Source organism: Hymenobacter terrigena, assembly GCF_054776515.1.
Genome location: NZ_BAAHBU010000002.1, coordinates 534,248 through 558,516 on the forward strand (window position 1 = coordinate 534,248; position 24,269 = coordinate 558,516).

At 61.4% G+C, this 24,269-nt stretch carries 14 protein-coding genes; 2 read left to right on the top strand and 12 right to left on the bottom strand.

Annotation, left to right across the window (positions count from 1 at the left end):
* Positions 1-461 precede the first annotated feature (461 nt).
* Together ACYU7Q_RS09180 and ACYU7Q_RS09185 are read left to right on the top strand one after the other, a co-directional pair.
* A complete protein-coding gene (locus tag ACYU7Q_RS09180) occupies positions 462-1,607 on the top strand; it encodes a glycoside hydrolase family 88/105 protein (protein WP_460609150.1) in 1,146 nt (381 codons plus the stop codon).
* 31 nt (positions 1,608-1,638) lie between these two features.
* Positions 1,639-2,637: a glycoside hydrolase family protein gene (locus ACYU7Q_RS09185; RefSeq protein WP_460609151.1), complete on the top strand. Its 999-nt coding sequence runs from the start codon at positions 1,639-1,641 to the stop codon at positions 2,635-2,637.
* A gap of 100 nt (positions 2,638-2,737) precedes the next feature.
* Here the strand turns inward: ACYU7Q_RS09185 and ACYU7Q_RS09190 are convergent, their stop codons facing one another.
* The 12 genes from ACYU7Q_RS09190 to ACYU7Q_RS09245 all read right to left on the bottom strand — a co-directional run bounded on the left by ACYU7Q_RS09190 (position 2,738) and on the right by ACYU7Q_RS09245 (position 24,269).
* Complete coding sequence (locus tag ACYU7Q_RS09190; RefSeq protein ID WP_460609152.1) at positions 2,738-4,165, bottom strand: alpha-L-fucosidase; 1,428 nt, start codon at positions 4,163-4,165, stop codon at positions 2,738-2,740.
* Between the two features lie 72 nt (positions 4,166-4,237).
* Positions 4,238-6,448, bottom strand: coding sequence for an alpha-galactosidase (locus ACYU7Q_RS09195; RefSeq protein ID WP_460609153.1), 2,211 nt, complete (start codon positions 6,446-6,448; stop codon positions 4,238-4,240).
* 6 nt (positions 6,449-6,454) lie between these two features.
* Positions 6,455-8,476 carry a hypothetical protein gene (locus ACYU7Q_RS09200; RefSeq protein ID WP_460609154.1) on the bottom strand — a complete coding sequence of 674 codons (2,022 nt, stop codon included), beginning with the start codon at positions 8,474-8,476 and terminating at the stop codon, positions 6,455-6,457.
* 245 nt (positions 8,477-8,721) lie between these two features.
* Positions 8,722-11,142, bottom strand: a complete 2,421-nt coding sequence (locus tag ACYU7Q_RS09205; RefSeq protein WP_460609155.1) for a glycoside hydrolase family 3 protein — start codon at positions 11,140-11,142, stop codon at positions 8,722-8,724.
* 36 nt (positions 11,143-11,178) lie between these two features.
* Positions 11,179-12,612 (bottom strand): polysaccharide lyase 6 family protein, encoded by a 1,434-nt coding sequence (locus tag ACYU7Q_RS09210; protein WP_460609156.1) that lies wholly within the window; start codon positions 12,610-12,612, stop codon positions 11,179-11,181.
* A gap of 60 nt (positions 12,613-12,672) precedes the next feature.
* On the bottom strand, positions 12,673-14,562 hold the full coding sequence (locus ACYU7Q_RS09215; protein ID WP_460609157.1) for an alpha-L-fucosidase: 1,890 nt from the start codon (positions 14,560-14,562) through the stop codon (positions 12,673-12,675).
* A gap of 10 nt (positions 14,563-14,572) precedes the next feature.
* The gene (locus ACYU7Q_RS09220) at positions 14,573-16,195 is read right to left on the bottom strand and encodes a glycoside hydrolase family 28 protein (protein WP_460609158.1); all 1,623 of its coding nucleotides are present in this window, start codon (positions 16,193-16,195) and stop codon (positions 14,573-14,575) included.
* 26 nt (positions 16,196-16,221) lie between these two features.
* Positions 16,222-18,471, bottom strand: a complete 2,250-nt coding sequence (locus ACYU7Q_RS09225) for a glycosyl hydrolase family 95 catalytic domain-containing protein (RefSeq protein ID WP_460609159.1) — start codon at positions 18,469-18,471, stop codon at positions 16,222-16,224.
* Between the two features lie 19 nt (positions 18,472-18,490).
* Positions 18,491-20,272, bottom strand: a complete 1,782-nt coding sequence (locus ACYU7Q_RS09230) for an alpha-L-fucosidase (RefSeq protein ID WP_460609160.1) — start codon at positions 20,270-20,272, stop codon at positions 18,491-18,493.
* A 33-nt stretch (positions 20,273-20,305) separates the two neighbouring features.
* A complete protein-coding gene (locus ACYU7Q_RS09235; protein ID WP_460609161.1) occupies positions 20,306-22,213 on the bottom strand; it encodes a glycoside hydrolase family 97 protein in 1,908 nt (635 codons plus the stop codon).
* Positions 22,214-22,332: 119 nt separating this feature from the next.
* Positions 22,333-22,662 (bottom strand): hypothetical protein, encoded by a 330-nt coding sequence (locus tag ACYU7Q_RS09240; RefSeq protein ID WP_460609162.1) that lies wholly within the window; start codon positions 22,660-22,662, stop codon positions 22,333-22,335.
* Between the two features lie 11 nt (positions 22,663-22,673).
* Entirely contained in the window at positions 22,674-24,269 is a 1,596-nt protein-coding gene (locus ACYU7Q_RS09245; RefSeq protein WP_460609163.1) for a RagB/SusD family nutrient uptake outer membrane protein, read from the bottom strand.

A 24,269-nucleotide genomic window follows, 5' to 3' on the forward strand; every position in this document is an offset into this window, starting at 1 on the left:
AATACTGACTGGTATTGTGTGCCAACAAGCGTGTTGGCCTACCATGTAAGCAAAGGTATTATTTACGCCCATAAACACCAAGCATATTTTATTTATTTGCGCAACAATTAGCGGCTCATTTCGGCATATTTATTCGCCTTTCTAAATTACCTTGCGTTGCCAAATAATGCGGCGGGCCGCCGCCGAAAAAGAGGCACGCTGCGCAGCCCGCGCGGCCACTCCCGCCAGATGCCAAATAAGCCGCTGGCGTAGCTGTTTTTGCAGGGTTAACTGGTTTTAAATCGAAAATTGCGGCTGTCGACGACAGGCATTTTTTTGGGCATCGCTATGCCTGGCCCGCGCCAGGTGTGTCAGCGCGCATTGCCTCCCTTCCCTTCCTATTATTCATAGCTCGTTCAGAAAGTTGGGCGGGCAAGAATTAATTATTCGACACCACCACTTAACCCAAATAAAAACATATGATGATGCTTACCCGAAAAGGCCTGCTGATGGCCTTGGTGCTGCTGCCCGCTACGCTGGGAATTGGCCAGGCGCAAACCCGGCCAAATGAGGCCGATTTGAAGAACTTCCCGAAGGGCGCCACGCCGCAGGAAATTGGCAAGCGCGTGGCCGAGCATTTCGTGTCGTTGCCGCATTCCAATTTCAATCGTACCACGCCGCCCAAAGTCATTACTTATCCCGAAACCTGCGTGTGGTATGGGGCGCTCAGCTTTGCCAAGGAAAGCAAGGACAAAACCCTGAAAGCGGAGCTGGTAAAACGGTTCGACCCGCTTTTTGGCGCCGAAGCCAGTATGATTCCCACGCCGGACCATGTGGACTACTCGGTTTTCGGGGCGGTGCCGCTGGAACTGTACATTCAGACCAAGGACAAGAAATACCTGACCCTGGGCCAGGGCATTGCCGACAAGCAGTGGGGCCCGCCCGAAGGCCCCCGGGTGAAGCCCGAATCGCAGGGCTTCTACAACCGGGGGCTGAGCTGGCAAACTCGGATGTGGATTGACGACATGTTCATGATTACGGCCCTGCAGGCCCAGGCTTACCGCGCAACGGGCGACCGCAAGTACATCGACCGGGCCGCCAAGGAAATGGTGGTGTACCTGGATTCGCTCCAGCAGCCCAATGGCCTGTTTTACCATGCCCCCGACGTGCCTTTTTACTGGGGCCGGGGCGATGGCTGGATGGCCGCCGGCATGAGCGAAGTGCTGCGCAGCCTGCCCAAAAGCGACCCCAACTACGCCCGCATTATGAAAGGCTACAAGCTGATGATGGCCTCGCTGCTGAAATACCAGGATGAAAAAGGCATGTGGCACCAGCTCATCGACGACCCGCAGGCCTGGCCGGAAACCTCCGGCACGGGCATGTTCACCTTTGCCATGATTACGGGTGTGAAGAACGGCTGGCTCGATGCCAGGACCTACGGCCCCGCCGCCCGCAAAGGCTGGCTGAGCCTGGTGTCGTACATCGACGAAAACGCGGAAGTGCACGAAGTGTGCGAAGGCACCAACAAGAAAAACGACCGCCAATATTACCTCGACCGCAAGCGCAACATCGGCGACAACCACGGCCAGGCCCCCATCCTGTGGTGTGCCGCGGCCCTGTTGCGCTAGCCTGGTCATCAGCAAAACCTCTGTAGCTGCTATGAAGAAATACCCGAACGAAAATGCCCGCCCCGGCGCACGCTGGCTGCTGCTCTTGGTGCTGGCGCTGGGCCTGAGCTGCCCGACCGCCCGCGCCCAAACGCTGAAAGACGCCCTGAAGCCCGCCGTGAAAAACGGCGGTTTCAAGATGCCCGGCTACATTTTGTGGTGCCCGAGCGTCATCAAAGTGGGCAAAACCTACCACATGTTTGCCTCGCGCTGGCCCGAGCAATACGGCTTGGGCGGCTGGACCAAGTACTCGGAAATTGTGCGCGCTACTTCCGACAAATTGGTCGGCCCGTACACGTTTCAGGAAGTCGTGATTCAGAAACGGGAGGGCAAATGGGACAACGACCGCGCCCACAATCCGAAGATTGTGCGGAGCGGCAACACATTTGTGCTCTACTACATTTCCTCGGCCAACGAAACGGGCTACGCCTACGCCAAGTCCATCACCGGCCCCTGGACGCGCGTTGATTCGGTGGCCATGCCGTTTTCCAACCCCGCGCCCCTGGTGCGGCCCGATGGCAGCGTGTACGTTTTCGGGCGCAAATCGGTGAATGACATTCGCATCGCGCAGGGCTATCAGGCGCCCGCTTTCAATGCCAAATACACGCTATTGAACGAGGGCAAAAACCTGCTGCCCGGCCAAAACCAGCTGGAGGACCCTACCATCTGGTGGGCGGCCAACCAGTACAACGTCATTCTGAGCGACTTTCGCGGCGACGCGACGGGCGCCCCGAAAAACGGCGCCCAGTATTCCTCCCTCGACGGCATCAATTACCAATTGGTGTCCAAGGAATCGATTTACACCAAAACGGTAACCTACGACGACGGCACTTCCGAAACCTTCCGGCGCCGGGAGCGGCCGTTTGTATTCGTGAACGAGCAGGGGAAAATCACGGCCTTTTTCACCTCCTGCCTTACCGCCAAAGAGCAGTCCTGGATTGAGGTGCAGCCGGTAGACAACTATTACCCACCCAAGCAAGGCAAAAAGTAAAGCATTGCTTTTCGCGTAAACCGACCAAAAAGAAACCTCCGCGGCACGTGCCGCGGAGGTTTCTTTTTGGTCGGTTTACGGCGAATTAAGCGGAGGGGCCTTAATCCAGCGCGCCGCTTTTCATTTTGCCGTTTAGTGCCGCGGCGCTTTCTACCGGGCCTTTCACTTGCAGCTTGATGACGGTGGCAATGGGGTCGAGGGCTTTGGCGGGTACTTCAATCACCAGGTCGTTGCCCACCACCTGGGTTTTCAGCTTGGTGCCGTTGGCCAGCAGGCTGGCGGCGGCCACTTTGTTTTTGAGGCCTGGCACGGTGAGCTTGCCGTCTTTGGGCCACTCGAATACGCTCAGGTACAGCGTGGTGCCGTCTTTGGTGTCCTTTTTGGTGCAGCGGCCCCAGGGCAGGGCCTCCAGCGGGCTGGCCTTGGTGGCGTAGATGGCCTCGCTGTTCACCTTCATCCACTGCCCGATTTCCTTGAGGCGCTCGGTGCTTTGCTCGGGGAAAGTGCCGTCGGCTTTGGGGCCCACGTTCAGCAGGTAGTTGCCGCCTTTCGAGGCGATATCGACGAGGTTGCGAATCAGGGTTTCGGTCGATTTCCACTTGTTGTCCCAGCTTTTGTAGCCCCAGGTGCCGTTCATGGTCATGCAGGTTTCCCAGTCCTTGCCGTCGAGCTCGTTCAGGCCGGGGATTTTTTGCTCGGGCGTTTTGGTGTCGCCGGGGAAATTGGGCCGCTTGAGGCGGTCGTTGGTGATGATGTTGGGCTGCAGCTTCAACACCTCCTGGAGTTTGAGGGCAGCTTCGTCGGTCATGTTGGTGGGGGTGTCCCACCACAGCACGGCCACGTCGCCGTAGTTGGTCATCAGCTCCTTCACCTGTGGCACGGCCACGCGGTCGATATACTGCTCAAAAGTGGCGGTTTCCTGGGCGGGGTCCCAGTGGCCGTGGTGCTCTTTGGTGAAGGCGTCAATCTTGGCCGAATCGGGGTTGGCCCAGCCTTCCGCCGTGATTTTGCGGGCCGCCGAGCCGCCCGGGTTGTTCCAGTCCTGGGCCTGCGAGTAGTAGAAGCCCAGCTTCACGCCGTACTTTTTGCAGGCGGCAGCCAGCGGCTTCAGCACGTCTTTGCCGTAGGGCGTGGCATCGGCAATATTCCATTTGCTGGCATTCGACTTGAACATAGCGAAGCCGTCGTGGTGCTTGGCCGTGATGACGATGTACCTCATGCCCGCGTCTTTCGCCGTCTTTACCCAGGCGTCGGCGTCAAACTTCACCGGGTTAAACTGCTTGGCATACGCCTGGTACTCGGCCACCGGTATTTTGCCGCGGTTCATAATCCACTCGCCGCCGCGCCCTACCTCGTGGCCTTTGTATACCCCGGCCAATTGGGCGTACAGGCCCCAGTGAATGAACATGCCGAAGCGGGCTTCGCGCCACCATTTCATGCGCTCGTCCTTGGTGAGGGCCTTTTGCTGGGCCGAAACGGAGCCGCCAAACAGCAGCGTCAGCAGCAAACAGAGCAGAATCTTTTTCATAGGTTTCTTCAGGAATTGGTATGGGAATTTCAATTTGATAATCGGCAGCTAGCGCCGGGCCACAGCCGGCGTTTACTGCTCGGTCAGTTCAAAAACGTTGCTAGTGATGGGTGTCAGGCGGCCCGGCGCCAGGTTCAGGCCCACCTTCATCAGGTAGTCGCCGCTGTAGGTGTTGCCGTGGGCGGGATTAAGTGACTGCGTGCCGGGCAGCAGGTTGATTTCTTCGATTTTGTAGCGCTTGGCCGGGTCCAGCCCATGCAGGCGCACCAGCGGTAGCTTTTCCTTGTGCCGGGTATTCATGATGTAATTGAACAGAATGGCCCGTTTCTTATCCGCGGCGGCGTACATCAGCACGGCGCGGTTGGCCTCGTAGGGCGACACCAAGCGGTACAGGTCGCCCTTCCACACCACGTCGCTGATGCGCTTGTAGGTTCGCACGGCTTCGCTGCAGAACTGCACCTCTTGCTCCGTCAGGCTGCTCACCTTGATGTCGTAGCCCATTTTGCCCATCATGGCCACGTCGGTGCGGAACTTCAGCGGCTGCTTGCCCATCGAGGTGACGTGGCTCGTGACCGTGACCGCGGGGAAGAAGTTGAGGTAGCCCCACTGGATGAAGATGCGCTCGAAGGCGTTGGTGTTGTCGCTGGGCCAGAACTCGGTGAAGTACTTTAGCCCGCCGTAATCCGTGCGGCCGCCGCCGCCCGAGCACAGCATGATGGGCAGGTGCGGGTACTTCTGGCGCAGCCGGGCCAGCACGTCGTACAGGCTGCGGGTATAATCAACGAACAGGTTGGCCTGCCGGTCTTTCAGATACGGCGAGAAGGCGTTGGTCATCATGCGGTTGCAGTCCCACTTGATGAACGAGATGCCCGGCGTTTGCGTGAACAGGTCGTCCACCGTTTTGTACACGAAGTTCTGCACCTTGGGGTTGGTCAGGTCGAGCACCAGCTGGTTGCGCGAGTAGTTTTCGTCGCGGTTGGGCAGCTTCAGCAGCCACTCGGGATGCTTCCGGTACAGCTCGCTCTTGGGGTTCACCATCTCGGGCTCCAGCCAGATGCCGAATTTCAGGTCCCGGGCCTGCGCTTCCTTCACCAGGTAGCCCAAGCCGCTGGGCAGCTTCTTTTTGTCGACCTGCCAGTCGCCAAGCCCGGCCTTGTCGTTGTCGCGCGGAAACGTGGTACCGAACCAGCCGTCGTCGAGCAAAAACAGGTCGACGCCGAGTTTTTTGGCTCCGTCAAACAGCTCAACGAGCTGCTTCTCGTCGAAGCCCATGTGCGTGGCCTCCCAGTTGTTGAGCAGCGTCAGGCGGGGCTCGTTGCCGTCGAGCACACCGTAGCGGCGGGCCCAGCGGTGCAGGTTGCGGCTGGCCTGCCCCTTGCCCTGGCCCGAGTAGGTGTAGAGGAAGGCCGGGGTCACGAAGGGCTTGCCGGCGTCCAAGCGGTACTCGGAGCTGTAGGGATTCATGCCCGACAGCACCCGCAGGGAATTAGCCTGGTCCACCTCAAACGAAATCTGAAAATTGCCCGACCACGCCAGCGTGCCCGCCACCACGTCGCCGGTGGTTTCGGTGGAGCGCCCGCCGGTGGAAAGAAAGAAAACCGGGCTGCGGTACATGTGCGCGCGGGTGCCCAGCTTGCTGTCCAGGGTTTTGATGCCGGCCACCAGCTCGGTTTCCTTCATGCCCATCTCGGTCATGTAGTCGCCGTCGAATTGCGTGAGCCAGTAGCTGGCCGCATCAAAGTGCAGCATCGACGAGGCATAGCGGCTGAGCGTGACCGGCTTCTTTTCCTGGTGCTTAATCTCCGTCCAGGCCTTGATAACGTCCTCGTTGGCATATGCCGTGTAGTGCAGGGTCACCTCTACCGGGTACTTCGGGTCGCGTAGCGTGAAGATGGTTGTGGTCACGTTGTCGTCCTGCTTCTGCACGGCGGTGTTGGCGTGTTTCAGCTCCAGCGAGGGGTTGCCGTCGGCGTGCAGCATCTGGATGGCCGGCTCGAACAGGTCCTCCATGCCGGCGGCTACGTAGGCCTCGTGGCGCGTGCTGTTGAAAAGCGTGTAGTCGCTGCGGTCGGTCAGCTGCGGCCCGTAATAGCTTTGGTACAGGCGCTGGTTGTTGCCAATGGTCAGAATCAGAACCGTGTTTTTGGTTTCAATCAATACCTGCTTCTCGCTTTGGCCCCGCGCGCCGAAAGCCAGCAGCACCAGGCCGCTGAAGAGCACGGCCAGGCCGAGGCGGCGCTGGCAGAGGGCAAAAAAGCTCATGTTCGTAATGGGGTTCGGCATCGGTATTTAGAGCTTGATTTCAACCGTTTGCCCCTCCTTGATGCGAGCGTTGTACACCCGGCGCTTGCCAGCAAAAGCCGTCAGGCGCAGGTTGCCTTTTTCGCGTTTCACCTGCAGGTCGAAGTCGCCGCCGAAGGCGTGGATGTGGCGCAGGGCCATCTGGTTCCACTGGTTGGGCAGGTAGGGCGTGGTGCGGAAGGACTTCAGGCCCGACGGCCGGATGCCGAACAAACCCTCGGTGTAGATGCGACAGTACAGGCCGCTTTCAGCCGACAGGTGCCGCTGGTTGCCCTCCGGGTAGGCCTCCACCGCGTAGGGCACGTGCTCGCCCAGCAGGCGGCGGTTGGAATAGTATTTCAGGTAATCGAGGGCCTTTTCCTTTTCGCCGGCCGCGAAAATCCCGCGCAGCGCGTAGAGCGTGGCCCGGTCCCAGAAAGTCTCCTTACCAGCCTGGGTGGCCAGGCCGTCGGGCGTCCACAGGCGGGGCGAAAACAGCGCCGCGATGGTGCCCTGCTTTCTGTCATAAATGCCCATCGTGAGCGGCGTGCAAATCCAGGCCCGCAGCACATCGTTGCCCTCGTAGTAGCGGTAGGTGTCGAAGCCTTCCACCTTGGCCCCAAAGTGCTTCTCGATGGCCGCGCGCAGCTGCTGCGCCTGCGTTTGGTAGGCCTGCAACTGGCTGCCGGGCTTGCCCAGCGACTTGCCCAGGTCAGCCGCTGAAATCAGCGCGTCGTAATACAGCGAGGACGTGTTCAGGTTGGCGTTGCCGGCCGGAAAGCGGTTTTCCAGCTCGTCGGAGTTGGAGGCCACCACCCCCTGGTCGGTCAGCTTGCGGCGGCAGTACTCCAGGGTCCATTCCACCAGCGGCCACACTTGCGTGGCCACCTTTTTATCACCGGAAGCCAGGGCAAACCGCGCGGCGCCGTAGGCAATCATGGCGGCGTCGCCGCGGTCCTTGGCGCCCTGCCACACGCCCTCCCCTTCGGCAATAATGGAGCTGGGCAAGGGCTTGTATTCGGGGTTCATGAAGCGTGCGAACTGCAGATAGGCATTCAGCGACGCCTCATTGCCCACGGTATAGCCCAGAAAGGGAAAGAACGGCCCAATGTATTCGGCCTGGTCGTTGGCCCAAATGGCCGCGTAGTACGCCCCGCCGCCCGGGCCGTGCATCAGGCCGCCCTTGGTGCGGTAAATGCTTTCCGCCCCGCGAATTTTTGCGAAGGCGAACGCCCGGTTCAGGGTTTCGTCGGGGGTTTCCAGCACCAGGTTGTTCCACCACTCCCCTACTCGCTGCTGGCGCTGCTTTTCTTCAGCGTCGGCACTCACGGCGGCGATGCTTTCGCCCGCCTTCGCAGCCCCGAACACGGCGCCGAAGGCGGTGCTCTGGCCCGGGGCCAGCGTCAGGCTGCGCCCGCCGGTAGACCGGTACGTGACGGTGTATTTGCCATAAATGGCCGTAGCCGAATCGGTCGTGAACGTATTCAGGTAGCTGGGAATCTCTACAAATACCGGCTTTTCCGAGGTGTTTTTCAGCAGGTACTTTTCCAGAAACACCGGCTGGGTGGGCGAAGGAAAAAGCGTGCGGGTGAATTCCAGCCCTGGCTTCACGGTGCTTTTCACCGTCATCTCTCCGTTCAGGGTTATTGCCGATACTTTCTCGCCCGTCAGGGCGGCGCCGTTGGCCTGGATAGTGCTTAGAATGTTCCAGTCCGAGTTGCGGGCCAGGTGGTTGCGGGTTTTGTTGGGTGCAAAGCGCAGCATGGGCCACACGAAGCTGCGGCTCACGGTGAAGGCGCCGTCGGCATCCACGCCGTAGCGGATGATGGTCGACATCTTCTCCCCGCTCATTTCGATGTTGTCGGCGTGGGGCAGGCGCTGGTCAATGACCCAGGTAGTCGACCCGTCGGGGTTGATTTTCCAACGGTTGGCCGCCGGGGCCTGGGCTGCGGCCTCCCGCGCAAGGCCGCCGCACAGCAGCAAGGCGGCCAACAGCCGGATACCGGAAAATTTTAGGTCAAAAGCGGGCATCAACATCAAGGGGAAGAGAAATAAAAAAGTGAGGCCACGCGCCTGCACGGGCGCAGTATCAATCAAAACAGGCGTCATGCTGAGCGCAGTCGAGGCACCTCTACCGCTTCGTTGCGTTATGCAGCTCACCAACTCCACAACGAATTCGTCCCACCTCACTCGTTGCAGCAAATGAGTTAGTGCGCGGTAGAGATGCTTCGACTGCGCTTAGCATGACTGTTCACTTTTGCTATTTGGATGGTTTTTTAGTCAGCCTGCACGGTGAAGGTTTTTTTCAGGCGAATGTCTTCCGACGAGCTGCCGAGCATCACCTCGAAGTCGCCGGGCTCCACGGTCCAGTTCATGTCTTTGTCGAGCAGAGCCAGGTCGTCAGGGTGCAGGGTGAAGCTGACGGTTTTCTTCTCGCCCGGCCCCAGCGCCACGCGCTCGAAGCCGCGCAGGTCCGACTCGTAGGTGGTCACGCTGCTCACCTTGTCTTTCAGGTAGAGCTGCACCACCTCGTCGCCGGCGCGCTTGCCGGTATTGGTCACGTCCACCGTCACCTGAATATCGGCCTTGGCGTGCTGGCTGGGCTGGTTTACCACCAGGTTGCTGTACTCGAAGGTGGTGTAGCTCAACCCGTAGCCGAAGGGATACAGAGCGCCGTTCACGCTGGTTTTGCCGTAGCCGTTGGGCCCCGAAGTGGGCTGCCCGGCCTGCGACGCAGGCTTGAACGGGAAGTTGAACTCCAGCTGCCCAGTCGACTTAGGGAAGGTAATGGCCAGCTTGCCGCCGGGGTTGTAGTCGCCAAACAGAGTTTCGGCCACCACCCGCCCACTTTCCGGACCCGGAAACCAGGCTTCCAGAATGGCGGGCACGTAGCGGTTTTCCCAGTTAATGGTGAGGGGCTGGCCGTTAATCATGACCATCACCACGGGTTTGCCGGTGGCTTGCAGCGCCTGAATCAGGCGTAGCTGCCGGCCCGGCAGGTTGAGGCCGGTGCGCGAGAGACTTTCGCCCACGCGCTTCTCGTCCTCGCCCACCACGGCAATCACCACGTCGGCCTGCCGGGCTTGCGCCACGGCCTCGTCGATGCCGGCCTGCTCTTCCTTAGTCAAGGGCGTTTCGATGATTTCGCTTTCCGGCCAGGTGGCGTCCACCACGTCGCAGCCCTTGGCGTAGCTCACCTTGGCGGCGCTGCCCACGTACTTCGTGATGCCGTCGAGCACGGACGTGACGGGGTTGTTCGACGGGCCGTAGCGGCTGGTGGTGTAGCGCGTCTCGGTGGCCAGCGGGCCAGTTACCAGCACGTTCTTGAGGCTTTTCAGGTCAAGCGGCAGCAGGTTGTTCTCGTTTTTGAGCAGCACCAGCGACTCCCGGTTCAGGCGCAGGGCAAATTCCTCGTCGCTTGGGGTGTGCACCGTCTTGTCGGCGGCCTTGGGGTCGGCCACGTAGGGGTGGTCGAACAAACCCAGCTGAAACTTGACGCGCAGCACATCGGCCACGCGCGCATCGAGGGTTTTCATCGACACGCGGCCCTCTTTCAGCAGCTCCCGCAGGGGCCCGATGTAGGTTTCCGGCATGGTGAAGTTGGTGCGCACGTTTAGGCCCGCCTCGAAGGCCTGGCGCACGGCTTCCTTGCGGGAATCAGCCACGTGGTGCTTGCTGAAGATGTACTCCACGGCCTCGCTATCGGACACCACATAGCCGGTGAAGCCGAATTTCTCGCGCAGCAGCTCGGTGAGGAAATAATGGCTGCCCGTGATGGGCACGCCGTCCCAGTCGTTGTAGCTGCTCATCACGCCCATGGGGTGAGCTTCCTGAATAACGCGCCGGAACGGGTAGAGGTAGAGCTGGTGCATCTCGCGCGGGGCCACGTGCGGGTCGGTGCGCACGTTGCCGTCGCGCCCGCCCTTAGGCACGCTGTACACCGCGTAGTGCTTGAGCGTGGCCGCCACGCCCTGCTCCTGAATGCCGAGCACCATTTGCTTGCCCAGCTCCGCAATGTGAAACGGGTCTTCGCCGTAGCACTCCACCACGCGGCCCCAGCGCTGGTCGCGGGCCGGGTCCAGAATGGGGGCGTACACGTTGGTGTAGCCCAGGGCCTTGGCTTCGCGGCCCACGATGGCGCCCGCCTGCCGCACCAGGGCCTTGTCCCAGGTGCTACCAATGCTGATGGGGGCCGGCAGCGGCGTGGCGCGGTCGTGGCACAGCCCGTGGATGGCCTCGTTCGTGAAATCGACCGGAATGCCCAGCCGGGTTTCTTCCACAAACCACTTCTGCACGTCGTTGATGGCCACGGCGTGCTTGCTGAAGGGATAGGAGTACTTGGTGTCGGTGGCCGGGTGGAAGGCCACGCTGTTCAGCTCTTCGTCGATGTTGGCGATGCCGTCCTTCCAGACGTGGTTTTTCCAGTCCGGCGAGGGCATTTCTTCCTTCAGCACCCGCCCGTAGCCGTAGAGCGTGGCCGTCTGGCAGGTTTTTTCGTCCACCGTCATTTGCGCCAGCAGGTCGGCGATGCGGGCCTCGACGGGCTGGGCCGCGTCTTCAAACACTTCCTTTTTGCCGTTCTTGTTGAAGTCAATCCAGCCTTTGTGGTAGATGGACTTCTTGCTCTGGCCCGAGGCCGCCGTCGACACCAGCAAGGCGGACAACAACAGCGCGGAGGGCAATTTTACGTTACTCATTTCTTGAATACCCCAGGGCTAACCACCCCGGCGGGCTTATTTGATGCGAATGGTGGAGACTACGGGCAGGCCCAGCCAGCCCGGACCAATGTCGGTTTCCTTCAAAATCGGTTCGGCTTTGGAGCTTATCTGGTCGGCGCCCACGTCCACCTTCGTGCCACGCGGCTGCCCGTCCATGTCTTGCTTCACAAAGGCAAAGGCGTTGCTGCCGGCCCCTTGCGCCGCGCTGTTGGCTGTCGGCCGCCAAGCGCCCCATTGGTCGGCCTTGCCGGGCACGGTCGCCAGCCGGATGCCGGCCGGCAACTCCTCCCCCGCCGCCAGGCCCGAGGCCAGGTTGTTCTCGAACTTCAGCCCCGTCGGCTGGTCGTAGTAGGTCAGAAACTTGCCCGTACCCACCACTAGGTTGTTGGCAATGGTGCAGTCCAGCGGCGGCAAATACCGCTGGGGGTTCTTTCCGAAGCCCAGGGCGAACGGCTCGGCGCAGTTCACGATGGTGTTGTTCACCACCTGGGCGTTTTTCACCTGCCAGTAGCCCACCAGGGGCGAGTTGGGGATGCCATCGACCAGGCAGATGGCCGACATCACGCCGGTGCCTGTCAGGCCGTTCAGGTAGTTGTTGTAAACCTTGTGGTTCTCGCCGATGATGCGAATGCCGCCGCTTTTGGGCTTGCCGTTACCGATGAAAAAGTTGTCGTACACCTCCGCAAAATTGCCGTGGCGCAGCGTGAGCATGCCGCTGCTTTCGAAGAAAACGTTGTTGCGGATGGTGTTGTGGCAGGACTTGTTGGAGATGATTTCCAGCTCCCCGTCGCAGTGGTTGAAGATGTTGTTTTCGACCGTGGTGTAGGAGTCGTGCATCGACCAGGTGCTGGTGCCGATGCGGATGGTTTCGCCGCCGTTCACGCCCAGGTCGGGCCGGTCGGCGAAGTAGTTGTGGTCGATGCGGTGGTAGTTGGCTTTGTCGGCCAGCCACACCACCAGCGTGGTGCCCTGGTGGGTTTTGCCCTTGATGTAGCAGTGGTCGACGCGGTTGTGCACGCCATTCAGCGACACCCACTTGTAGTCCACTTTCTTGTCGGGGTTGTCGAAGTTGACGATGGAGCTGTTGGTGAGCCGGCACCACTCGGCTTTGGTGCTGAAAAGCACCACGTCGTCCTTCACCGAAAAGCCGTCCTTGAAGGCCAGCCCGTCGGCCACCAGCCAGGTGCCATCGAGCTGCAGCGAGGATTGCCCCGTCAGGAATACCTGCCCGGGCGCCTCGGTGGTGAGCGTGATGGGTTGCGCCTGCGTGCCCGTGCCTTGCAGCACCAGGCGCTGGTCTTTCCAGTCGCCGCGCTGCAAAATCACCATGTCGCCGGCCACCAGCTTGAGGGCGCTCAGCTCGGCGGCCGATTTTATTTTGTAGTCCTTTGCCCACAGCGGGGCCCCCAGGAGCAGCAGCGCGGCGGTACCAGCCAGGGTCTTTTTCATCGGTTTAGTGCTTGAATGGTGGGGATTTGGTGTGGGTATGCGGGCCGGCCGGTACCGGCGTTACTGCGGAATAAGCTCGATTTCCAGCGGCTTCATCAGCTCGCCTTGGGTAATATTCACGGCCGTCAGCTTCAGCTCGTAGCGGCCGGGGACCAGCTTCACCGTGCCCAGGTTTTGGGTGGTCACGGCCTCGGTGGCGGGTGCTGCGGGCGTGGTAAACTGCTGGCTGAAATCGCCCAGGCTGACCTGGTAGGTGCCGCCGGTTTGGGCCGCGCTGGCGCATTTGAGTGCCAGCTGGTAGGTCACGGGCTCGTTCACGCGCACGTTCCAGCTCAGCCATTGGTCGGGGCTTTTCCAGCCTTCCACGTAGTAGCGGTTAGCCTTGCCGTCGCCGTAGCGCAGGCCCTTGCCGTGCTGCGCGGCGTCAAAAGCCAGCAGGCGGTTGGCGGGCCCGGCGGTGGCCAGCAGCCGCACGGGGTCGGTAGTAAGAGCTCCGCTGGTTTCCAGCACCACCACGGTGTTCACAGGGTCGGGGGCTTGCCGGGGCAGTTGCACGGCTAGGTCAGCAGCGTTTTCGGGCTTCACGGGCAGGCTTTTCTTGCCGGCATCGGCCAGCAGGTAGGCTTTGGTGATGGTGCCTTTCAGGCCGCCCACCACCAGCTTGCCATTCGAGGGCCAGTTGAAGACGTGCAGGTAGAGCTTATTGCCCTTCTGCGTGCTCACACCCCAGCTTTGCAAGGCCAGCGGCGAGGCGTGGGTGCCATAGATGCTCTCGCTGTTGCGGGCCATCCAGGCGCCAATGCCCTTCAGAATGGCGGCGTCTTTCTCGTCAAAGGAGCCGTCGCCCTTGGGCCCGATGTTCAGGAGCAGGTTGCCGCCGCGCGAGGCCGACTTGGCCAGCAGCTGGATGAAAAAGCTGGCGGGCTTATGGCTCAAGTCGTACTTGGAATAGCCGTACGACTCGTTGGTGGTCGGGATGGCCTCCCAGTCGCCCTCCACCGGGTAAAACTCGGCGGGACGGTCGGCGGTGTTTTTGTAGTCGCCGAACGAATACGAGCCGCTGCGCGCCAGCCGGCCGTTCACCACCACGCGGGGGTCCGTCTCGCGGATGACTTTCAGAATGCGCAGGTTCTCGGACAGCGGCAGCTTGTGCGGGGTATCAAACCAGAGGATGTCGGGGTGGTACTGGCGGATGAGCTCCTGAATCTGCGGAATGGCCTTCTCGTTCACGTATTTCACGGCTTTGGGCAGGCGCTCGGGCTCGGCATCAAACCAGTTGGCGCCGCCGTGGAGCAGCCGGTCGCCGCCGGGGTTGTCGTATTCCCAGTCGTTGCCGGGGGCGTCGGGGTGCTCCCAGTCGAAGGCGTGGGAGTAGTAGAACCCAAATTTGAGCCCGTGCTTGCGGCAGGCGGCGGCCAGCTCGGCCATGGGGTCGCGCCGAAACGGCGTCTTTTTCACGATGTTGAAGTCCGACACCTTGGAGTCGAACATGGCGAAGCCGTCGTGGTGCTTGGCCGTCACCACCAGGTACTTCATGCCGGCCTGCTGAGCGGTTTTCACCCACTGCTCGGCGTCGAATTTCACCGGGTTGAACTGGCTGGCCAGCGCCAGGTAGTCGGCGCGCGAAATCTTCTCTTTGCGCATCAGGTGCTCGGCGTAGCCGCTCACCTTTTTGCCTTTGTACTCGCCCCCGGCCTGCGAGTACACGCCCCAGTGCACGAACATGCCGAAGCGACCCTCGCGCCACCAGGCCAGGCGCTGGTCGCGGGTTTTCTGGGCCTGCGGGTTCCAGGTGCGCTGGGCCTCGTCGATGGCCTGCTGGTCGCGCGGCTGCACGCGGTTGAGCATGCTTTTGTCCTCGTCGCCGGCCGTTTGGGCGTGCGCCCACCCGCCATGCAGGAGCGCCAGGCCCAGCACGGTTCGTTGCAGCAGTTGTTGGGTGCGGTTCATGCGGACGGGGCTAGTTTTTGGCGGCGGTTACTGCTGCGCCGGGGTTTACATCCGGGGCTAGCTCAACTGTCTTCTTGCTGCCGGGCGCCGTGTTTTTCAGCACCTGCACGCCCTGGCTGCCGGCCCCCTCAATGCGCACCAGCGCCTGGGTCGTGCCCTTGGCCTCTACCCCACTCACGCGGGCGCCCGCTACGCCCTCGAACCGGATGAGAGCCTGACTGCCCTCGGTTTGGGGCAGCTTCCAGTTCGTGACTTGCACGTTCTTGCCGTCTTCGCACACCAGGGCCGGGCGCAGGTCGTTGCTGCCCAGCTTGAAAGTCACGTTGATGAGCTTCAGGTCCTGCACGTGGCGGGCCCAGATGCCGTAGGCCGGCACGCGGGGGCCGAAGGTTTTCACTTCCGGATACTTGTCGATGGCCTCGGGCACCACCTGGCGGCCGTCTTCGGCGGTGCCGCCGCCGGCCAGCTCAATCTCAATGTTTTCGAGCGTGAGGCCGGTGATGTAGTGGCCGGGCACGCCCGTAATCAGCACGCCGGAGGGCGGGGTAAGCTGGGCGTTGTCGGCGGCTTTGGCCTTCACGTTGCGGATACGCACATTTTCCAGCGTGCCGGTGGGCTGCTGGGTGTCCTGGCCCTTGCGAAACACGCTCAGCCGCGAGCCCAACCGAACCAGAATGGGCGTTTTCACCTCCACCATGGTGATGTCGGAAATGTCTACGTTGCGCAGGTGCGCCCCGTCCACGGTCAGCAACTTGATGCCGCCGTTGGTGGTGTTGTAGATGTAGCAGTTTGAAATTTTAATGTTTTCAAAATTGGCCATCGACTCCGTGCCCATCTTGATGGCGCCCTGGTTGCTGCGCAGGCGCATGCCCGACACCACAATGTCGCGGCAGGCCATCTTGCTCGACGTGGTTTTGAAGCACAGCGCGTCGTCGCCGCTCACGATGTCGCAGTCCTTGATGCGCACGTCCTGGCAGCCGTCGATGTCGATGCCGTCGTTGTGGGCCACGCCGTGGCTTTCAATCTTCACGTTTTCGATGCGCACCTGCTTGCACTGGAAATAGTGCGAGGTCCAGGCCGCCGCGTAGTGCAGCGTGATGCCCTTCACCGCCACGCCCGTGCAGCGCACCATGCGCACCAGAAACGGCCGCCGCCCCCAGCGCTGCCCCTCGGGCCGGGTGTCGGTCTGCAGCTGCTGCTCCTTGAGCTTCGAGCCCTGCCCGTCGATGATGCCCTCGCCTTCCAGCCCGATGTTTTTGGCGTCGACGGCCACCAGCAGCGCCCAGCCCACGTCCACGCCCAGCCCGTCGGCGAAGGGGTCCAGGTTCTGGTAATCGGCCAGGTTGAGGCTACCCAGCAGCAGCGCGTCCTTGTTAAGGTGCAGCGTGACGTTGTCTTTCAGCGCGATGGTGCCCGAGAGAAACTTACCGGCGGGCACCACCACTTTGCCCCCGCCGCTCTTCGCACAGGCATCAATGGCCTGCTGAATGGCCGCCGTGTTCAGCGTCGTGCCGTCGCCCACCGCGCCGTACTTGCTCACGTCCACATCGGTGGCTTGCGCCAGCCCGGCCGAGAGGACCAGTAGGCCGAGGCTGAGCCAGGTTTTCAGGAATGTCATTTTCGGGGACTTCATGCAAAAATCTTCAGGGTGCGGGCGCCTCACTTGCGGCCCCAGTAGTTGGGTTTGTCCACCGTAGCCACTTGGTCGATGGTGAAAGCTGGCGGCGTGGCACCGGCGTAGAGCACCGCCCACTCGCCTTTTTTCAGGTCGATTTCCACCACGTTGTTCGGTAGCTTTTTCAGGGTAAAGGCGCGGCTGCCGACGGCTTTGAGCGGGCCCACGAGGTCCGATTTTAACCGGCATACCTCCCCGGCCAGGCTCTGCACTTTGATGAAAGCCGTTTTGCCCTTTTCGCGCTTGGCCGACACCAGAAAGGCGCCGTCGGCCCGGAACTTATCGAACGCCAGGCTGGGCCAGGCATCAGGCACGGCCGGAAACACCCGGATAATGCCGTTGTAGCTCTGCAGCACCATGTCCTGAATTGCCCGGGCCCCATAGAGCGGCGTTTCGATGACGGCCCCGCCTTCTTTGTAGAGCGTGTTGGGCAAAATGGGGTAGCGTACCGCCGGGTCCAGCAAGATGTTCAGGTACTTAAGGGCGTCGTTGCCCTTGCCGCCCATCGAGTAGATGGACACCGCCCCGGCCCGCGAGAACCCGCGAAATGCCTCCGGCCGCTTCAGCCAGTTATTCAGCGAGCGTTCGATGAGGGGCACCTGGGCGGGGTTGTCGTAGGTGTACTCGTAGAGCGGGTAAATCATGAACAGGTGCGACCAGTGCCGGTGCGACACCGCAAACGGCAGGTTCCTAGCTACCAAAAAGCCGGTCGAGTCGGCGGGGTAAGGCACCAGGTTGGTCACCATTTGCTGCCAGGTGGCGCGGGCGGGGTCGTGCAGCCCCAGCCGGTCGTCGGCGTAGACGAGAGTGCGGGCCAGCCACTTCACCAGCGACAGCGTGTAGTTGGCGTCGTCGGCCTTTTCGCCCCCCGGGTACTCGGGCGAGCCGGTGGCCGGAATGTGAATTTTGCCGTCGGCCTCGGTCTTCATCAGGTGGGTAAAGTAGGCGAAGCTGCCCTTCATCAGCGGGAAGAGCTTGTGGCGCAGCAGGTCCTCGTCCATGGTGGCGCGGTACTGCTGCCACACGTTTTGCAGGGCGTAGGTCAGGTCGGCGCATTCCGGGCCCACGGGCCGCACCAAATCGAGGCCCGACGAGCGGCCGATGTTGTAGGAGTCCGGAAAACCGGAATTCGCGGTCAGCACCGCCCGGTGTTCGTTGAGCACATTCACCAGCGGGTTGGCCAGGTCGTTGTGGTTGGCCGCGTAAAAAGGAGCATACGCCAGCTGCGCGTTCAGATTCCACCAGATGGCGGGCCACTTGGTGCGCGTGAACCAGGGGCCGAGCAGGTCAATCATGGGCCGGTCGGCGCGGGTGGCGGCGGCCATTTTGTACATCTGCATCCAGTAGAAGCCCTCCACCTTTGCGCTGGGCAGCGTCAAAAAGCTTTTGGGGTAGTAGCTATGCCACCAGGCACGGTGCGAGGCCTCCAAAGGCGTCATACCGGCATTCAGGGCCTTTTTCACCGAGGCTACCGCTTCCTGAGCGGCCGTGGTGCCGGGGAAGGAGTAGCCTTCGCTGATGTAAATGAGCCGGCGGCCCGCGCCGGCATCCACCACTTTCCAAGCCGTGGCGTATTGGCCCGCGCCCTGGCCCGCATTCTTATAGGCCTCCCCTTCCGGCAGGGCCTGCACGCTCACGTTGATGCCGTCGGTCGCGCTTTGTTGCGGCTGCGGGTAGGCCACGTAGTCGGCCGGAATGCCGGCGGCTACCGGGGTTTTTGCGGTATCGGGGCGCCACTGCCAGGCGGCCTGGCTTTCGCGGCCCGTGGTAAGGAGTTCCACCACCAATACCTTTTCCGTTGCGTGCACGAAGGAGCGCACCTGAATGGTGCCGGCGCTGGTTTTCACCGTGCCGCGGGCTTCGGCATTCCACAGGTCCAGCCGCATGGTGCCGGTAGGGTTGGTGCCCGCGTATTGCAGCTGAAAATGCCCGTTGGGCAGCCGGCAGCGCCCCACCACCGTGCTGTAGGCGGTGCGGTGGTCGTACACATCGGTGCGGCTGATTTCAAAGTGCAGGCCCGTGGTGCCCTCCTGAAACAGCGTGGTGCCGAGCAGGCCATTGCCCAGCAGCACGGCATCGTCCCAGCCCGTGGGCAGCTGGTTCCACACGGCGTCGTTGCGGGCCAGGAAGGCCGCCCAGTTCACGGCCGCCCTGGGCTCCGGCACGGCGCCGGCGCGCGCCGTGAGCGCGCTCAGCACAAGGCCCAGGGCCACCATCCAATTGCTTGTTTTCATGAGTTGCGTAGGCACTGGCTTAGTTGACGGGCAGCAGGTGGAGTTCGCGGAAAGTGAAGCCCGTCTTGCCCTCGGCCATTTTCACAGGCGCGAGGGTGAGGTGGTACACCCCCGGCTTGCTGAAAGCCAGCGTACCACCCGTGGTGTGAATCTTTTTCCAGTACTGGCTGCGCTGGTTGAACTCCTTGGAATCGGCCACAATTTTGGTGGTGAAGGCCTGCGTGCCGGAGTTGACTTTCACTTCGTGGTCTCCCTGCCAGATGGGGTTGTCGGCGGGCCCGGTTTCGGTGGTGATGAAGTCGACTTTGTAGGTGCCCGGCTTGAGCACTTTGAAATCCCAGCTCAGCGAAATGGCGGGGTCTGTCCAGCCCTCGGCCCCGCCGGCGCGCGAAATGAAGTTGAGCTTGGCCGGGGCATCCTGCCTGCGCACATCGGCCACCGCACCGGGCAGGTTGATGCTATGGTCCTGCTGCTGCACCAGGGTATTTTCGACGCTGGCCACGCCCTGCATTTCCACCACCACTACGGACACAACCTTGTCCGGGGCTTTGGCGGGCAGGGCCAGCTTCATCACGTGGTGGTCGTTGGCCTTGTCGTAGGTTTCGGTGAAGGCAATGGCTTTTTTGGTCGGGTCGGCCAGCAGGTACACCCGCTGCACCTTGTTTTTAACACCTTCCAGATACAGCTCCTTCGTGGGCCACTGATAGATGCCCAGGTACATTTTGCCAGGCTTGGTGGTAATGTTGCCCCAGGCAAACTCCGTGGTAAAAGGGCTGGCCTGGGTGCCGTAAATGGCCTCGTGGTTCACCTTCATCCAGTCGCCGACGGTGCCCAGAATCTTCACCGATTCTTCGGGAATCACGCCTTCGGCCGTCGGCCCCACGTTCAGCAGGTAGTTGCCGCCCTTGCTGGCAATGTCGAACAGCAGGCGCGTAATCACCTCCGCCGACTTCCAGTTGTGGTCGTTTTTCTTGAAGCCCCAGGTGTTGTTGAGCGTGGCGGGCACCTCCCAGTCTTCGCGCAGCACGGTGGCTGGAATCGAGTTGTCACCTGTCGATTTGTAATCCGTCTCGACCCCGCCCCCCAGGCGCCCGCTGATGATGCAGGCCGGTTGCAGGCGGCGCACCAGGTCCTTGAGGCTCTGGGCCTGCTCCTTGCTGATGGTCAGCGGCGTGTCGAACCAAATCATGCCCACCTCGCCGTACTGCGTCAGCAGCTCGGTGAGCTGGGGCTTCACCTTCTGGTCGAGGTACTGCTGGAAGTTGCGGGTGGCCGGGAAGTCCCAGTCGTTGTCGAGGCCGTTGGGCTCGTTCCAGTCGCGCGACTGTGAGTAGTAGAAGCACATCTTCAGGCCCTGCCGGTGGCATTCGTCGGCCAGGGCTTTCACCACGTCTTTGCCGTAGGGCGTGGCGTCCACGATGTTGTAGGGCGAGGCCGCCGACTTGAACATGGCAAAGCCGTCGTGGTGCTTGGCCGTGAGGGTCACGTACTTCATGCCCGCGTTTTTGGCCACCGCCACGAAGGCTTTGGCGTCAAACTTCACCGGGTTGAACTGCTTGGCCAGCTCGCGGTATTCAACGGCCGGAATCTGGGCGCGCTTCATTATCCACTCGCCGATGCCAGGCACTTCCTGGCCTTTCCACTCGCCCGCCGGAATGGCGTAGAGTCCCCAGTGAATGAACAGGCCAAAGCGACCGTCGCGCCACCACTGCATGCGCTCATCCTGGGTCACGCTTTTTTGCGCATACGCCCCGGTGTGTGAGCCGGCGAGGCAGGCGAGGAAGAATAGTGTTTTTTTCATCATCAAGAAGTTGAAGTGCGGCGGCTGGGTTGGCTATTGTTCGAGCTTGGCAACGTAGCCGCCGCCTTCGCCTAGGTCCAGGCTCAGTACTGCACCTTTTTTGAAGGCTGCGTTTTCCATTTTTACCGCCGCCGGGCTGCCCGGCACGTCCTTCACCTGGGTGACCCGGTAGCTGCCGGGGCCCAGAAACTTCAAGGGGATGGTGAGCTTGCGGGGCGCGGTGCCGTTCATCACGCTGATAAACCAGGTGCTGCCTTTGCGGCGGGCAAACGCGGCCACTTCTCCAATTTCGGAGCCCGGCAGCACAATGGTTTCGTCCCAAGTGGCCGGAATGCTTTTGATGACTTCCACCGCCGGGTTAGCCAGGATATTCGCCGGGTTGGCGGCATAGGTGAGCAGCGGCGCGCTCAGGATGGCGGCGCTGGCAATCTGGTGCGCCCAGGTGGTGTTCTTGCGGCGGTCGCCGAAATGCACCACCGTATACTCAGCCGGTCCCACTATGAAGCGGGTGAATGGGATGGTGGTTTCGTGGGTGGCCCGGTTTTCCAGCTTGCTGGCTTCCATGCCCTTCACGGCTTCGCTGGTGAGGGCGTTGGGCCAGGTGCGCGCCAGCCCGGTGGGCTTGTTGGCGCCGTGAAAGTCGACCAGCAGGTGCTGTTCAGCCGTTTCGCGCAGAATGTGCTGATACAGGTCTATCACTTCCTTCGCCTCGTGGTCGAAGAAATCAATTTTGACGCCCGCAATGCCCAGGTCGTGGCAACGGCGGAAGAAATCCTGCCGGGTTCTGGTGTCCGCGAGGCCTTTCGAATGCTTCCAGACCCAGATGCCCACATTGAGCTGCCGCGAATACGCCACCAAGTCCTTCACTTCCTCGTCGCTCCACCGGTTCCAAAACCCTTCCAAGATGTTGTGCTCAAAGCCGAGCTGCGCGGCCATTTTGGAAAACTCCTTCATCTGCGCCACCGTGCCGTCGCTCTTGCCGTCGAGGTATTGCCACACGGCCCGGCCCGGCTTCACCCAATCGGTCTTGATGCCCTGCGGAAACAGGGCTTTGTCGGGCCCCGGGTTGAGGTTGGCCACCACGTCGTTGTTGACGAAAGCGTTCAGGTCTTTGCCCACAATCATCACCCGCCAGGGCGTGGTGATGGTGCCGGTCACGACGGCGGGCTTGGCCAGCCGGGCCGTGTCCTCGGGGCTATACCGCAGCTTGTAGGGGTACGACGTGCGCTGGTTGTTGGCCAGGCGCACCACTAGGCCCCTCTTGCCGTCGCTCTGCAAGGCCATGCCGCTGTAGTTCTGCAGCGCGGCCTCCGTAATGGCCAAGTACAGGTTGCTGCCCGCCAGCTTGAAGGTGGCAGGCGGCGCAGCCCATTCCCCGGCCCTGATGTCTTCGATGGCCTTTTTGACGTGCACGCTCTCGTAGTGCATGTTCATGTCGTGGTACCACGCGGTGGCCCGGACGGGCACCACAAAAGCAGTAGCCTCGTCCGGCACCCGCTGCGCGGTGGCTGCGCCGGGCACCACCACCCGAAACGCCGCGCCATCATTAAAAACCCGCACCTCCACGGTGTACTGCTGCCCGTTGGCCGTGGCCGGAATGGCGAGGCCGTTGTAGTGGTTTACTGCCTGGGCGTGCGCCCCGTACCAGGGGTACGTTTCGTTGAGGGAAGATTTTTGGGCTGCCGCCAGCTGCACGCCGGTGGTAATGTCGACGCCGTCAATAGTCAGCTTGATGGGGGAAGCTTCCACCACGGGCGCCTTCTGGTACGTCACCGAATAGCTCAGCTGCTTATCGCGCACAAACGCCCGAAACGCCACTGCCCCGTCGGGGCTCACGGCCGTGATTTCCGACTGCGCGAAGGCTGCGGGGGCAGCCCCCAGCAACAAGCAGGCGCTGGTCAGGCCCCGCAACAGCCGGGGCAAACGCGTGAATGAAGGCACTGGCGAGCGTTGATTTAAGGGAGAAAAGCTTAATTTCCGGGCATCAAAAAGCAGCAGCGCCCCATGGGCCGCGCTGCTGCTTTTGGTGTTCGAAGCGTTGATGGTTGACAGGGCCACGGCTATTGCACCACCACGTCCACCGAGGCTTCCATGCCTTTGGCCTTCACCGTTACTTTCCCGCTCTGCACGCCGAACTTGACGGTTATCTGGGATTTGCCCTGGTCGGTGGTGGCCACGGCATCGGCGGGGAAGCTCCACACGTAGCCGCCGTTATCCAGGTAATAAGTGGCGTAGGTGCGCGAGGTGTTTTTGGCTACCTGCGTCGGGCCCGAGATTTTTAGAAACGTGGGCTCTTCATAGGTGCCGCCGTCCGGGAAATTCTTTTTGCATGCGCCCAGGCCCAACGTAGCCACTCCCAGGCCCACGAGCAGATATTTCGACATTTTCATGGTGCTCAGTATTAATAGCCGGAGTTTTGCGTCAGGTTGGGGTTGTTGTTGATTTCGAGCTGCGGAATGGGCCACAGGTAGCGGAAATCCTGCCAGTTGCTAATCCGGTAGCTGCTGGCTCCCAGGTTCAGGTACTTGTTTTCCAACGCGCTTTTCAGCAGGCGCCAGCGCACCAAATCCTCAAAGCGGGACGACTCGCCGGCAAATTCCACGTGCCGCTCGTGGCGGATGCGCTCGCGCATATCGGCCTGGTTGGCCACGTAAGTTGGCTTGCTGGGGTCAGTGGTTTGCAGAGCCGGCATGGATACCCGGGCCCGCACCGCGTTGATGGCCGACAGCACCGTGGCATCGGGACCCACGGCCTCGTTCTGCGCTTCGGCGTAGGTGAGCAGCACGTCGGCGTAGCGGTACATAATCCAGTTCAGCCCCGTGTTCGAGAGGCCCGAAACCTGCGCGGTATACAAGGTCTGGTCGGCCTTGGAAACGGTGTATTTCCGGAAGGTGTAGCCCGAAGGCGTCCAGCTGCGGCTCCAGGGCTTGCCGTAGTAGTCGGCGCCGTTGTACACCACCGAAATGCCCAGGCGCGGGTCGCGGCCCTGGTACTGCGCGTCGTTGGTCGTTACGTCGATGCCGGCGGGGCTAAACTTGGACCCGTCGGTTTTCTCGAAGTCGTTGACCAGGGATTGTAGCGCCGAATAATTGCCGTAGGAAGAGCCGCCACCGGGCACCTGCTGCGCCGCGTTCGAATTGTTCGGATAGCGCGTTTGAATGTTGGGGTATCCCCCACCCTTCGAGTCGCCCGCCTGAATTTCAAACAAGGCTTCGTCGGTATTCTTATTTCCTGCCTTAAATAAATCGGACATATTGGGCAGCAGGGTGTAACCCAGGCCCATGGCTATTTTGGCATATTTGGCGGCGTTGACGTTGTCGTTGTTGTACAGGTATTCCTTGGCCAGCAGCAGCAACGCGCCGCCCTGCGTCACGCGGCCCTTATCTGCGCCGGTGTATTTGGCGGGCAAATCGGCATACGACGCGGCCAGGTCCTGGTAAATCAGCTTTACCACGTCCGCTTTGGGCGAACGGCTGGGCAGCGCGGGCTCCTGGTCGGGGTTCTTGGTGAGCAGCGGCACGTCGCCGAAGCGCCAGATGAGGCGATGGTAGCAAAACGCCCGTAGGAACTTGGCTTCGGCAATCAGGCGCTTCTTCAGCGTGGCATCCATCGGAATGGCGTCCACCTTCGACAGAAACACATTAGCCCGCCCGATGATAACGTAATGGCTCGTCCAGAAGCGGTAGGGATAGGCGTTGCGCCCGGCGGCCGTTTCAATGCCATTGGCCAGGCCCCACATGTGGTCATCGGTGCCCTGAATCTGGGGGGCTTCGTCGTCGGTCAGGACGTTCTCGTTGGTTAAATCCCGCGAGAAATTGTCGCTCACCAGGTACGAGTAAATGCCGTTAACGGCCAGAATCGCGTCGTTGGAATTTTGAAAGAAATTTTCCTCGGTGTACGAAGACTGCGGCTGCAATTCCAGCAAATCCTTCTTGCATCCCGCCAGCAATACCAATGCGGTACCCATGCACCACACCATCGTTTTAGTTGCTTTCAT

Bases quoted from the DNA above. Each gene is read 5' to 3' on its own strand.
- ACYU7Q_RS09230 (WP_460609160.1), bottom strand. From the start codon at position 20,272: ATGAAAAAAACACTATTCTTCCTCGCCTGCCTCGCCGGCTCACACACC.
- ACYU7Q_RS09215 (WP_460609157.1), bottom strand. From the start codon at position 14,562: ATGAACCGCACCCAACAACTGCTGCAACGAACCGTGCTGGGCCTGGCG.
- ACYU7Q_RS09200 (WP_460609154.1), bottom strand. From the start codon at position 8,476: ATGCCCGCTTTTGACCTAAAATTTTCCGGTATCCGGCTGTTGGCCGCC.
- ACYU7Q_RS09225 (WP_460609159.1), bottom strand. From the start codon at position 18,471: ATGAAAACAAGCAATTGGATGGTGGCCCTGGGCCTTGTGCTGAGCGCG.
- ACYU7Q_RS09195 (WP_460609153.1), bottom strand. From the start codon at position 6,448: ATGCCGAACCCCATTACGAACATGAGCTTTTTTGCCCTCTGCCAGCGC.
- ACYU7Q_RS09205 (WP_460609155.1), bottom strand. From the start codon at position 11,142: ATGAGTAACGTAAAATTGCCCTCCGCGCTGTTGTTGTCCGCCTTGCTG.
- ACYU7Q_RS09220 (WP_460609158.1), bottom strand. From the start codon at position 16,195: ATGAAGTCCCCGAAAATGACATTCCTGAAAACCTGGCTCAGCCTCGGC.
- ACYU7Q_RS09240 (WP_460609162.1), bottom strand. From the start codon at position 22,662: ATGAAAATGTCGAAATATCTGCTCGTGGGCCTGGGAGTGGCTACGTTG.
- ACYU7Q_RS09180 (WP_460609150.1), top strand. From the start codon at position 462: ATGATGCTTACCCGAAAAGGCCTGCTGATGGCCTTGGTGCTGCTGCCC.
- ACYU7Q_RS09190 (WP_460609152.1), bottom strand. From the start codon at position 4,165: ATGAAAAAGATTCTGCTCTGTTTGCTGCTGACGCTGCTGTTTGGCGGC.
- ACYU7Q_RS09245 (WP_460609163.1), bottom strand. From the start codon at position 24,269: ATGAAAGCAACTAAAACGATGGTGTGGTGCATGGGTACCGCATTGGTA.
- ACYU7Q_RS09185 (WP_460609151.1), top strand. From the start codon at position 1,639: ATGAAGAAATACCCGAACGAAAATGCCCGCCCCGGCGCACGCTGGCTG.
- ACYU7Q_RS09210 (WP_460609156.1), bottom strand. From the start codon at position 12,612: ATGAAAAAGACCCTGGCTGGTACCGCCGCGCTGCTGCTCCTGGGGGCC.